The 11933-nt window shown below is 52.8% G+C and carries 15 protein-coding genes; 9 read left to right on the top strand and 6 right to left on the bottom strand.

Annotated elements, in window-relative coordinates; all coding sequences use genetic code 11:
- Window positions 1-41 precede the first annotated feature (41 nt).
- The 3 genes from L379_RS13310 to ycgZ are packed head-to-tail and all read right to left on the bottom strand — an operon-like array spanning window position 42 to window position 914.
- Complete coding sequence (locus L379_RS13310) at window positions 42-320, bottom strand: biofilm/acid-resistance regulator YmgB/AriR (RefSeq protein ID WP_032653318.1); 279 nt, start codon at window positions 318-320, stop codon at window positions 42-44.
- A 29-nt stretch (window positions 321-349) separates the two neighbouring features.
- Complete coding sequence (locus L379_RS24960; RefSeq protein ID WP_045892962.1) at window positions 350-670, bottom strand: hypothetical protein; 321 nt, start codon at window positions 668-670, stop codon at window positions 350-352.
- A gap of 4 nt (window positions 671-674) precedes the next feature.
- Entirely contained in the window at window positions 675-914 is a 240-nt protein-coding gene (gene ycgZ, locus L379_RS13305) for a regulatory protein YcgZ (protein WP_017384632.1), read from the bottom strand.
- A 339-nt stretch (window positions 915-1253) separates the two neighbouring features.
- Between ycgZ and L379_RS13300 the strand changes: the two genes are divergently transcribed.
- Complete coding sequence (locus L379_RS13300; protein ID WP_032653319.1) at window positions 1254-2474, top strand: diguanylate phosphodiesterase; 1221 nt, start codon at window positions 1254-1256, stop codon at window positions 2472-2474.
- Between the two features lie 188 nt (window positions 2475-2662).
- Complete coding sequence (locus tag L379_RS13295; RefSeq protein WP_032653320.1) at window positions 2663-3394, top strand: MerR family transcriptional regulator; 732 nt, start codon at window positions 2663-2665, stop codon at window positions 3392-3394.
- Between the two features lie 109 nt (window positions 3395-3503).
- On the opposite strand, the gene L379_RS13290 is transcribed toward L379_RS13295, so the two are convergent.
- Both L379_RS13290 and L379_RS13285 read right to left on the bottom strand, forming a co-directional pair.
- Window positions 3504-3956 (bottom strand): DUF3828 domain-containing protein, encoded by a 453-nt coding sequence (locus L379_RS13290; RefSeq protein ID WP_017384630.1) that lies wholly within the window; start codon window positions 3954-3956, stop codon window positions 3504-3506.
- 1 nt (window position 3957) lies between these two features.
- On the bottom strand, window positions 3958-4317 hold the full coding sequence (locus L379_RS13285; protein ID WP_032653321.1) for a hypothetical protein: 360 nt from the start codon (window positions 4315-4317) through the stop codon (window positions 3958-3960).
- 496 nt (window positions 4318-4813) lie between these two features.
- Between L379_RS13285 and sufA the strand changes: the two genes are divergently transcribed.
- The 7 genes from sufA (at window position 4814) to L379_RS13250 (ending at window position 11442) form a co-directional block, all read left to right on the top strand.
- On the top strand, window positions 4814-5182 hold the full coding sequence (gene sufA, locus L379_RS13280) for a Fe-S cluster assembly scaffold SufA (protein WP_017384628.1): 369 nt from the start codon (window positions 4814-4816) through the stop codon (window positions 5180-5182).
- Window positions 5183-5190: 8 nt separating this feature from the next.
- Window positions 5191-6681 carry a Fe-S cluster assembly protein SufB gene (gene sufB / locus L379_RS13275; protein WP_003857739.1) on the top strand — a complete coding sequence of 497 codons (1491 nt, stop codon included), beginning with the start codon at window positions 5191-5193 and terminating at the stop codon, window positions 6679-6681.
- A 9-nt stretch (window positions 6682-6690) separates the two neighbouring features.
- On the top strand, window positions 6691-7437 hold the full coding sequence (sufC, locus tag L379_RS13270; protein WP_003857736.1) for a Fe-S cluster assembly ATPase SufC: 747 nt from the start codon (window positions 6691-6693) through the stop codon (window positions 7435-7437).
- On the top strand, window positions 7412-8683 hold the full coding sequence (gene sufD, locus L379_RS13265; RefSeq protein ID WP_015570707.1) for a Fe-S cluster assembly protein SufD: 1272 nt from the start codon (window positions 7412-7414) through the stop codon (window positions 8681-8683). Before sufC ends, sufD begins: the two co-directional genes overlap by 26 nt.
- Window positions 8680-9900, top strand: a complete 1221-nt coding sequence (gene sufS, locus L379_RS13260) for a cysteine desulfurase SufS (RefSeq protein ID WP_032653322.1) — start codon at window positions 8680-8682, stop codon at window positions 9898-9900. The genes sufD and sufS overlap by 4 nt, the downstream gene beginning before the upstream one ends.
- Window positions 9901-9914: 14 nt before the next feature.
- Complete coding sequence (sufE, locus tag L379_RS13255; protein ID WP_015570705.1) at window positions 9915-10331, top strand: cysteine desulfuration protein SufE; 417 nt, start codon at window positions 9915-9917, stop codon at window positions 10329-10331.
- A gap of 97 nt (window positions 10332-10428) precedes the next feature.
- Complete coding sequence (locus L379_RS13250; protein ID WP_032653324.1) at window positions 10429-11442, top strand: L,D-transpeptidase LdtE; 1014 nt, start codon at window positions 10429-10431, stop codon at window positions 11440-11442.
- A 60-nt stretch (window positions 11443-11502) separates the two neighbouring features.
- Here the strand turns inward: L379_RS13250 and lpp are convergent, their stop codons facing one another.
- Window positions 11503-11739 carry a murein lipoprotein Lpp gene (gene lpp / locus L379_RS13245; RefSeq protein WP_001082307.1) on the bottom strand — a complete coding sequence of 79 codons (237 nt, stop codon included), beginning with the start codon at window positions 11737-11739 and terminating at the stop codon, window positions 11503-11505.
- Between the last annotated feature and the right edge of the window lie 194 nt (window positions 11740-11933).

Here is an 11933-nt window from a genome sequence, read left to right on the forward strand (position 1 = left end):
GAATTGACGATGACACGCTATCCGTAGGGATGGGGGAGGCGTTAAAGATCGTCCATGGTGTAACCGACGACAATTTCCAGCGTCTTGCGGATCACATCCGCCTTAACGACATCGTCGGTGGATTCCAGCGCCTGGATTAGCCAGAGAATGATCGCTTTATTGGTCAAATGACCTTCGGAAGCGAGAACACAACGAACCGCAGTCGAAAAAATGGCAGACTCTTCAGCAAAGCGATCGCCTGCGTGACGGAAATACTCCGACAACGCGCTATCTAAAAAGGCCGAGTGGTATTCGGGTTGAAGCTGAATATTTTGTCTCATTTGTTCTCACCGTAGCTGTAAAGTTGTAGTCAATGTATCTTTTTAGGATCGGACGGTTTTCCATTTCCAAATAACGGCACTACATTGTCTCGGTTATTTTTGAGAGATCCCTCTCTCTGTATTCGTCCTTGTGCGGTTCTGCGACCTTTAAAAGCGAGCGTACCAGAGCTGATTTCAGCTATCACTCGCGCTAATGTCTCCCGCCGCTGGGGATCCGTTTCATATGCTTGCATGTTACGCAGACGCTGAACCAATCCCTCGGTCGTCACGGGACCGCGCTCCTTCAAAAGTGAAAGAGCGGCTTCTCCAATAAGCTGGTCGATCAGTCTGTCCGCATCACTGCTGTTCATGACATTAACGTTCGAAGAGCAGGCCAAGAAGCATGTGATAATGATGTTCCTCTTCCGGGCCATTGGCCTTTTCAAGGCGACTCAACAGTTTTGTGCAGAGCGATTTGCGATTCAGATTTCGCCCGTCGCTAAGAATTTCAACAACAACCTGACCCAATGTTTCCTGTTGGGTTGGAAGCGCGGCTTTTTCGAAATACTGCGCAATCGCTGTTGCCGAGTCTGCGAGGTGTCCGTTCTGCTGCATGTTTCGCTCCTGTAAATTTTCGTAATCAGTAACGTTACATTTAAGGTATACATAATTTTCAAATCTGTACATTTAAAATGTACAATTTTTTAAAGATTTTATTATATATTTTATAAAATCATTATTTATCAAGTGTTTATTCTTATACGATTTACTGCGGGATTCACAAGATATATTGTACAATCCGAAGCGGCGTTGCAGAGTTGTACAAGCCCGTAAATGACGCAAAAAAGCCGTGTAAATCGTTGAGATGTAAATTATTTGTTGGGCAATTAATGTGCTATAACAGAGTTCTCCCCACGTGTTTTCGTGGTCACCCCCTCAATCTTCAGGATTAGCATGCTCACAACCATCATTTACCGCAGTCATATCTGCGAGGACGTTCCAGTTAAAGCGCTGGAAGACATGGTCGCTGCTGCAAATTGTAGAAATCGCCAGTTCGATGTTACGGGGATTTTGCTGTTTAACGGCACACACTTTTTTCAGTTACTTGAAGGGCCCGCTGATAACGTTAAGGAGATCTATGAGCTCATCTGCCGTGACCCACGGCATCACAACGTGGTCGAATTATTAAGCGATCACGGGCCTTCAAGACGTTTTGGCAACGTGGGTATGGAGCTCTTTGACCTTCGTCAGTACGATACCGACGAAGTGCTGCAACAGGTTCTTGATAAAGGCACAACCCGCTATCAGCTGACCTATAACGATCGCGCCCTGCAATTTTTCCGCACCTTCGTTGAGTCTACTGAAAAAGCCAACTACTTTGAGCTGCCTCCGGCTGACGCCTGGGAATTTGTCACCGAAAACACGCCGTTATCCACCCAGCCGACGGTAGTGGCAAAGGGCGCGGACTGTAGTTTCGCATTTCAACCTATCGTCGATCCGTTTATGCAGCAGGTGGTTTCCTGGGAAGCCCTGATCCGCACGCCGTCCGGTGAGTCTCCGGAAAGCTATTTTGCCAACCTGTCGCGTGAGGCGCTGTACGAATCGGATCTGAAGAGTAAGCAGGTGGCTTTGTCGATGGCCAGCGCGCTGGGCCTACAGACTCAAACGTTATCCATCAATCTGCTGCCGATGACGCTGGTCAATGTTCCTGGCGCCGTCGATTTTTTACTGACGGCAATTGAGGCGAACGGTTTTGTGCCGGAGCAAATTGTGGTCGAGTTCACCGAGAGCGAGGCGATCTCGCGCTTCGAAGAGTTCACCAGCGCAGTCAGACAGCTTAAAAGCGCCGGGATCAGCGTGGCCATCGATCACTTTGGCGCGGGATTCGCCGGTCTGCAACTGCTGGCCCAGTTTCAGCCGGACAGAATCAAGATTAACCGTGACTTGATTGCCAACGTGCACAAGAGCGGCCCTCGTCAGGCGATCATTCAGTCAATTATTAAATGCTGCGCCTCCCTGGAAATTCTGTTCTGTGCGGTAGGCGTAGAGCTGGCTGAAGAGTGGATGTGGCTGGAATCTGCCGGGATTTCTCAGTTCCAGGGACACCTTTTCGCCAGCCCGCGCCTGGGGGGCATACCGGCGATTGCCTGGCCCGAGAAAAAGTACGATTTATAAAAACCTGTACGTAACTCTTAAAAGTGACCTGTACGTACGGCTAAATTTATACAACAATACATTAACGAGTGAGTGGTTCGTTGAGCCATTCACTTGTCTCAGAACGAGGAGTTAGTTATACAAATGATTTGTACAATCTGATAAGGTTGGTTTGGTTAGGTATGGAAGTATTGTGCGTGAGGGAGTTATTGGCCTATTACAGTATCGGCGAAGTGGCCGAACGATGCGGTATCAACCCCGTTACGCTGCGTGCCTGGCAGCGCCGTTATGGATTGTTGAAGCCGCAGCGAAGCGAAGGGGGTCATCGTCAGTTTGACGATGAAGATATCCTGCGTATCGAAGAGATCAAACGCCTGATGAAAACGGGTGTTTCGGTCGGTAAAGTAAAAGCGCTTCTTGAAAATACAACAGAAGTAATGACTCAGGGAAACTGGGCATCGTTTCAGGAAGAGATGTTAACCGTTCTGCGCTATGCCAGTCCGGCAAAACTGCGCGCCAAAATCGGCGAGTTCAGCCGTGACCATGCGATGGATGTTCTGATAGATAACATCATCACCCCTGTGCGGCAGCGAATGAACCAGGACCAGAATACGGTGCGTCACATGGCGAGCCTGCTGGACGGTGTCCTGATTGAGTTTGCCGTTGCAAGCCTGGGTGAGTCGCGAAAAAAAGCAGGTAAGGATGCGCTGCTGGTCGGGTGGGAGTGCGACGACCGTACGCATTTGTGGCTGGAAGCGGCCCGTCTTGCCTACAAGGGTTGGCATATCGACGTGCTGGCTGAGCCGATTGATTCTCCACGTCCTGAACTCTTCCCCGGGCAAAAAATCTTCGTCTGGACCGGTAAAGCGCCTACGCCTCGTCAACAGGAGCAGCTCGACCACTGGCGTGAACAGGGTTTCGCCGTTTCGTTCCATCACTGATGTTAAGGGGGCCAACGGTAAACCGCCAGTGCGGGATTTTGCCTTCTGGCGATACGACAGGGATATCCGCGACGATGCATAGCATCAGTACCCCTGTCATATCGTCGGTTTATTCCATCATCAGGTTGTCTGAAATATTCATACTGGCCACGGATTCAACTTTCCACACGCCATCTTCCTTGACCATGCAGTCAATCACGGTGTGATCCCGCTTTTTGCCGAATGAGATATAAACCTGCATACAGGCGGCATCGTAATCCAGCGCCCGCGCACTGACGATGCCCCAGTCATCTTCATATCCCTGAGCCTTGATGAACATATCGACGTCAGGCACGTCATATTCATCTGGATCCAGCTTATCCATGGCTTTGAGTTTGCTGATAGTTTCGCGGGTTACATATGGCCTCAGCGCTTCATAGTTTTTCAGGGGCTCTTTCCCGATAATAATTTGCGAGATGTACCACTTATTAAACTGAAGGGCAGCGGATACCTCAGGGGGGAACTTCTGTGCAGCGGATGCGAGAGTGGGCAGAAGCAGGATCGCCAGAATTATTTTTTTCATGTCAGTCATGCCTGTAAATTGCATACGCTGGCTTTAATTCCCGGTATTCCTTTCCCGGATACATTGTTCGCTGAACAAAATCAGAGTACCAGACGCCGTTCCCACCATAGATGCAAGCGTGGCCATATGGGTGGTGCGCAGTGGGCTGGATCACCGCCACATCGCCCTCAACAGGCTCACCGTAAACCTGGTGGAAACCCGCCAGAATTAAATTGCTTTTCATATCCTTAGCATAATGTGTGTTCTGTAGATTAGCACCGCCGGCGCGAATGGATTTCGAAACAAATTCTGCACATCTTTTCTGGCTATACTGACCTGCATGCTGGCGAGCATGAACTGCGGCTTTATGGGCATTCCACATAATTTAATCCCTTATTGAATAAATGGTTAACAAGGGAAACATTACGCCGAAAAGGGATGAGTTTATGTAATTAATCATGATCGGAATTTAACCACTATCAGACTGATAAATAATGGTTAACTTTTCCATCAAACGTCTTTATGCGCGCCCAGGTAAGGCAAAAAAGGATTAAAAAGAACCTGTCTTAAGGGGGAGGCATACGTAAAAAATGTATATGGTGCCTGCGCGTACTTTAGCTATCTTAAAAATAGGTATTTCCAATACAATTTTTATCATTGCCCGTCACCTTACCGCCTTTCTTATGAAATGCATTATTTATCAATGCATTGAACAAATCTAACCATCCCATCCGCATCCCGTCACAGGGTCTATGCTTAATGAAAGTAGCCAAAAAGGGCGGTTTAGCCCAAAGCCCCTGCTCGCAGGGGGTTGAAGTGATAATCGTTATCACTAACATGGTGTTATGCCCTGGTGGCTTATCAGATGAGGTGGACCTATGGAACTGCATTCAGAAACCTTCAATCCGGCCGATTTTGCCTGGCGTGGCTTAACGCTGACGCCCGCGGCGGCGGCGCATATTCATGAGCTGGTGGCAAAAAATCCCGACATCCTCGGCGTACGCTTAGGCGTTAAGCAGACTGGCTGCGCGGGATTTGGCTACGTGCTGGACACCGTAACCGAACCTCAAAAGGACGATCTGGTCTTTGAAACCGACGGTGCAAAGTTATACGTCGCGCTACAGGCGATGCCGTTTATCGATGGAACCGAAGTCGACTACGTTCGGGAAGGTTTAAACCAGTTATTCAAATTTCATAACCCGAAAGCCCAGAACGAATGCGGCTGCGGCGAAAGCTTTGGGGTATAGGCGGTACTATGTCTCGTAATACTGAAGCAACGAGTGATGTAAACACCTGGAGCGGCGGACACCTCAACTATAAAGAGGGTTTCTTCACGCAGCTGCAAACCGATGAGCTGGCGAAAGGCATCAACGAAGAGGTCGTGCGCGCCATTTCGGCGAAACGTAACGAGCCGGAGTGGATGCTGGAGTTTCGCCTGAGCGCATTCCGCGCGTGGCTGGAGATGGAAGAACCCCACTGGCTGAAAGCGCATTACGATAAGCTGAACTATCAGGATTACAGCTACTACTCCGCGCCCTCCTGCGGCAGCTGTGATGATACCTGTGCCTCGCAACCCGGCGCGGTACAGCAAACCGGTGCCGAGAACAGCTTCCTGAGTAAAGAGGTGGAAGAGGCGTTCAATCAGCTCGGCGTGCCCGTGCGCGAAGGCAAAGAGGTGGCGGTAGACGCCATTTTTGACTCCGTCTCGGTGGCAACCACCTACCGTGAAAAACTGGCGGAGCAGGGGATTATTTTCTGCTCCTTCGGGGAAGCCATTCACGATCACCCGGAGCTGGTGAAAAAGTACATCGGTACCGTGGTGCCGAGTAACGATAACTTCTTCGCGGCACTGAATGCGGCGGTAGCGTCAGACGGCACCTTTATCTACGTGCCGAAAGGCGTGCGCTGCCCGATGGAGCTCTCGACCTATTTCCGCATCAACGCGGAAAAAACCGGCCAGTTTGAACGCACCATCCTGGTGGCTGATGAAGGCAGCTACGTCAGCTATATCGAAGGCTGTTCGGCACCTGTGCGCGACAGCTACCAGCTGCACGCGGCGGTGGTAGAGGTGATCATCCATAAAGACGCGGAAGTGAAATACTCTACGGTACAGAACTGGTTCCCGGGCGACGGCAACACAGGTGGTATTCTGAACTTCGTCACCAAGCGTGCGCTGTGCGAAGGCGAAAACAGCAAGATGTCCTGGACGCAGTCAGAAACCGGCTCCGCCATTACCTGGAAATACCCGAGCTGTATTCTGCGCGGCGACAACTCCATCGGTGAGTTTTACTCCGTGGCGCTGACCAGCGGTCATCAGCAGGCCGATACCGGCACCAAGATGATCCACATCGGTAAAAACACCAAATCGACCATCATCTCAAAAGGGATCTCTGCTGGTCACAGCCAGAACAGCTATCGCGGGCTGGTGAAAATCATGCCGACGGCAACCAACGCGCGTAACTTCACCCAGTGCGACTCCATGCTGATTGGCGCGGACTGCGGGGCGCATACCTTCCCGTATGTGGAATGCCGCAATAACAGCGCCCAGCTTGAGCATGAGGCAACTACGTCACGTATTGGTGAAGATCAGCTTTTCTACTGCCTGCAACGCGGGATCAGTGAAGAAGATGCGATTTCAATGATCGTTAACGGCTTCTGTAAGGACGTGTTCTCTGAACTGCCGCTGGAATTTGCCGTTGAAGCCCAGAAACTCCTCGCCATTAGTCTTGAACACAGCGTCGGTTAAGGAAAGCACATGTTAAGCATTAAAGATTTACAGGTTAGCGTGGAAGAGAAAGAGATCCTGCGTGGCCTCAATTTTGACGTCAAACCGGGTGAAGTTCACGCCATCATGGGGCCAAACGGCTCCGGGAAAAGTACGCTTTCAGCGACGCTGGCAGGACGCGAAGATTATGAAGTCACCAGCGGCTCCGTTGAGTTTAACGGCAAAGATCTGCTGGAGATGTCGCCGGAAGAGCGTGCCGGCGAGGGCATCTTTATGGCCTTCCAGTATCCGGTGGAAATTCCGGGCGTCAGCAACCAGTTCTTCCTGCAAACCGCGCTGAACGCGGTGCGCAAGTATCGCGGCCTTGAGGCGCTGGATCGCTTTGACTTCCAGGATCTGATGGAAGAGAAGATCAAGCTGCTGAAAATGCCGGAAGATCTGCTGACCCGCTCGGTAAACGTGGGTTTCTCCGGCGGTGAGAAGAAACGTAACGATATTCTGCAAATGGCGGTTCTGGAACCGGCGCTGTGCATTCTCGATGAGACCGATTCAGGGCTGGATATCGATGCCCTGAAGATCGTTGCCGACGGGGTGAACTCCCTGCGTGACGGCAACCGCTCATTTATCATCGTGACTCACTATCAGCGAATTCTGGATTACATCAAACCGGACTATGTCCACGTGCTTTACCAGGGACGCATTGTGAAATCCGGTGACTTTACGCTGGTTAAACAACTGGAGGAGCAGGGTTATGGCTGGCTTACCGAACAGCAGTAATGCACTTCAGCAGTGGCACCGGCTGTTTGAAGCGCAGGGTGGAGCGCGCTCTGAACAGGCTCAGCACCATCTCCAGCAGATGCTGCGTCTCGGTTTACCGACGCGTAAACATGAGAACTGGAAATATACCCCGCTGGATGGCCTGCTGAACGGCGAGTTTGTCACCCGTCTGGCGCAGGTCAGCCCCGATCAGCGCGACATGCTGGCGCTGAGCGTGGATGCCGTGCGTCTGGTGTTTGTCGACGGTCTGTTCCGTGCGGAGCTGAGCGACAGCGTGCAGGAGAGCGGGTTCGATATCGTCATTAACGATGAACGTCAGTCGCTGAACGCGCCCGTTCAGCCTGAAGTCTTCCTGCACCTGACAGAGAGCCTGTCGCAATCTGTCACCCATATTCGCGTTAAGCGTAACCAGCGCCCGGCGAAACCGCTGCTGCTGATGCATATCACCCAGGGCGTTGAGGGTGATGAGATTAACACCGCCCACTATCGCCACCATCTTGAGCTGGCAGAAGGGGCGGAGGCGACGGTGATCGAGCATTACGTCAGCCTTAACGACACCCGTCATTTTACCGGTTCGCGTCTGACGATGAACGTGGCGGCCAATGCCCAGCTGCACCACATCAAGCTGGCGTTTGAGAATCCGCTCAGTCACCACTTCGCCCACAACGATATTCTGCTGGGCCAGGATGCCGCGGCGTACAGCCACAGCTTCCTGCTTGGCGGCGCGGTGCTGCGCCACAATACCAGCACCCAGCTGAACGGTGAAAACACTACGCTGCGTATTAACAGCCTGGCGATGCCGGTGAAGTCAGAAGTGTGCGACACGCGCACCTGGCTTGAGCATAACAAAGGCTACTGCAACAGCCGTCAGTTGCACAAAACCATCGTCAGCGACAAAGGACGTGCGGTGTTTAACGGCCTGATCAACGTGGCGCAGCACGCCATCAAAACTGACGGGCAGATGACCAACAACAACCTCTTGCTGGGACGTCTGGCAGAGGTGGACACCAAACCACAGCTGGAAATCTATGCGGACGACGTGAAATGCAGCCACGGCGCGACGGTCGGGCGTATTGACGATGAGCAGATGTTCTACCTGCGCTCGCGCGGGATAGACCAGCAGGCCGCGCAAAAGATGATTATTTACGCCTTTGCGGCTGAGCTGACGGAAGCGCTGCCCGATGGCGGACTTAAACAGCAGGTGCTGGCCCGTATCGGTCAGCGGCTGCCTGGAGGCGAAGCATGACATTTCCCGTAGAGAAAGTCCGGGCAGATTTTCCGGTACTGACCCGCGAAGTGAACGGTCTGCCGCTGGCCTATCTCGACAGTGCGGCCAGCGCGCAAAAACCAAATCAGGTGGTGGATGCGGAAGCCGAGTTTTACCGCCACGGTTATGCGGCGGTACATCGCGGGATCCACACCCTGAGCGCCGAGGCGACCCAGCGCATGGAAAACGTGCGCACTCAGGTTGCGGCCTTCCTCAACGCGCGTTCGCCGGAAGAGCTGGTATTCGTGCGCGGCACCACCGAAGGGATCAACCTGGTGGCTAACAGCTGGGGCAATGCGCAGGTGCACGCGGGGGATAACATCATCATCACCCAGATGGAGCACCACGCCAACATCGTGCCCTGGCAGATGCTCTGTGAGCGTGTGGGGGCGCAACTGCGGGTGATCCCCTTGAATGAAGACGGCACGCTCCAGCTGAAAAAGCTGGACGCCCTGCTGGACGACAGAACGCGGCTGGTGGCGGTGACCCACGTTTCAAACGTGCTGGGGACGGAAAATCCGGTGGCGCTGATCGTCGACAAAGCCCATCAGGTTGGTGCGAAAGTGTTGATTGATGGCGCCCAGGCGGTGATGCACCATGCGGTTGACGTTCAGGCTCTGGACTGCGATTTCTACGTCTTCTCCGGGCACAAGCTGTATGGCCCGACGGGCATCGGCGTGTTGTATGTGAAAGAGGACATTCTCCAGACCATGCCGCCGTGGGAAGGGGGCGGGTCAATGATCGCCACCGTCAGCCTGACGGACGGCACAACCTACGCCCGTGCGCCCTGGCGCTTCGAGGCGGGTACGCCCAACACGGGCGGGATCATCGGGCTGGGCGCGGCCATTAGCTACGTCTCTGAAACGGGGCTGGCGGCGATTCAGGAGTACGAACAGCTGCTGATGCATTATGCCTTGCAGGAGCTGGCCAGCGTCCCGGAACTGACCTTATATGGCCCTGCTGACCGTCTGGGTGTGATAGCCTTCAACCTCGGTAAGCATCACGCCTATGATGTGGGCAGTTTCCTTGATAATTACGGCGTCGCCGTACGTACCGGGCATCACTGCGCGATGCCGCTGATGGCGTATTATCAGGTACCGGCTATGTGCCGCGCATCGCTGGTGATGTACAACACAACGGAAGAGGTCGACAGACTGGTGGCGGGACTAAAACGTATTCACCAGCTGCTTGGCTAACGGAGAGGCGAGAGATGGCAGATTTGCCGGACAGAGATAAATTGCTGCGCAACTTTGGGCGTTGCGCGAACTGGGAAGAGAAATACCTTTATATCATCGAACTGGGTCAGCGCCTGCCGCCGCTCAGCGAAGAGGCGCATAACCCGGACAACATCATTCAGGGCTGCCAGAGCCAGGTCTGGATCCTGATGCAACAGACGGATGAAGGCGTAATTCAATTACAGGGTGACAGCGATGCCGCCATTGTGAAGGGGCTTATTGCCGTCGTATTTATTCTTTATCACCAGATGTCGGCGCAGGATATTGTCGCCTTTGACGTTCGCCCGTGGTTTGAAAAAATGGCCTTAACCCAGCACCTCACCCCGTCCCGATCCCAGGGACTCGAAGCGATGATCCGCGCCATACGCGCCAAAGCCGCAATCCTTAGCTAAACTGACAGAACAGCATTCATTCTGTTTCGCGGGGTGGTTTCCACCTCGCTGGTTTTTCAGCTTTCTGACGTTTGGTCAGTGAATAAGGAATCTCAGCATGAAGCGCGCGTCTCTAATAACTTTATTACTCCTTGGTTCGCTCAGTACTGTTAATTCAGCCTGGGCGGTTGATTATCCTTTACCGCCCGCAGGCAGCCGCCTGATTGGGCAAAACCAGACATACACCATTCAGGAAGGTGACAATAAACTTCAGTCTATCGCTCGTCGCTTTAATACCGCCGCACAGCTGATCCTTGAAACCAATAATACCATTGCACCGGTGAACCCTGCGCCAGGAACGGTCATTACGATCCCTTCCCAGATGCTACTGCCGGACACCGAGCGCGAGGGCATCGTGGTGAATCTGGCGGAGCTGCGTCTTTACTTCTATCCGCCAGGCGAAAATATCGTGCAGGTCTATCCGCTGGGTATTGGTCAGCTTGGGCTGGAAACACCGGTCAGCACCACCCGTGTGAGTCAGAAAATCCCTAATCCTACATGGACCCCCACAGCGGGCATCAGAGCGCGCTCACTGGCCCAGGGCATTAAACTGCCGCCTGTGGTACCCGCAGGGCCAAATAACCCGCTGGGGCGCTTTGCGTTGCGTCTGGGCATCGGGAATGGGGAATATCTTATTCACGGCACCAGCGCGCCGGACAGCGTAGGGCTGCGGGTCAGCTCGGGCTGTATGCGGATGAACGCGCCGGATATCAAAGCGTTGTTTGAGCAAGTGCGCGTCGGCACGCGGGTGCAGATCATCAATGAGCCGGTGAAGTTCTCCGTCGAGCCGGACGGCAAACGTTATATCGAAGTGCACAGGCCGCTGGCGCAGGCTGAGGGCGAAAACCCACAGACGGTGCCGTTCACGCACTCGGCGGCGTTTACCGCCTTTGCAGCGGAATCAGGTAGCGATAAAACGCTTATCGATAAAGCCCTGGCGCGCAGAGCGGGGATCCCGGTTGCCGTGTCAGCAGGCAGTGGTTCTTCAGCCAGCAATTCTGTCCTGTCGGTACAGAACAGTCGTGTCTCAGCGGCGGTGGCGGAAGGCGAGGGAGAGAAAGCGCTTCAGTAGAGGTTTGACGAAGGCAAAAAAAATGGCGCACAATGTGCGCCATTTTATTAACAGGTACTATTACTTACGGTATTTAGTAGCCTGGTTGTCCAGACGCTGGTTAGCGCGAGCTGCGTCGTCTTTAGCAGCCTGAACGTCGGAACGCATTGCGTTCACGTCGTTGCTCAGCTGGTCAACTTTAGCGTTCAGAGTCTGAACGTCAGAAGACAGCTGATCGATTTTAGCGTTGCTGGAGCAACCTGCCAGCAGAGTTGAACCCAGGATTACCGCGCCCAGTACCAGTTTAGTACGATTCATTATTAATACCCTCTAGATTGAGTTAATCTCCATGTAGCGTTACAAGTATTACACAAAGTTTTTTGGGTTGAGAATATTTTTTTGATGGGATTACGCCTATTTTTGATCGTTCGCTCAAAGAAGCAACGAAATCGGCAATTTTGACGAAAAAGCTATGTTAAAAAAGGCATTTTTCATCGGATTCATCTTAGATA

The organism is Enterobacter sp. MGH 33 (assembly GCF_000534535.1).
GTDB lineage: Bacteria > Pseudomonadota > Gammaproteobacteria > Enterobacterales > Enterobacteriaceae > Enterobacter > Enterobacter hormaechei_C.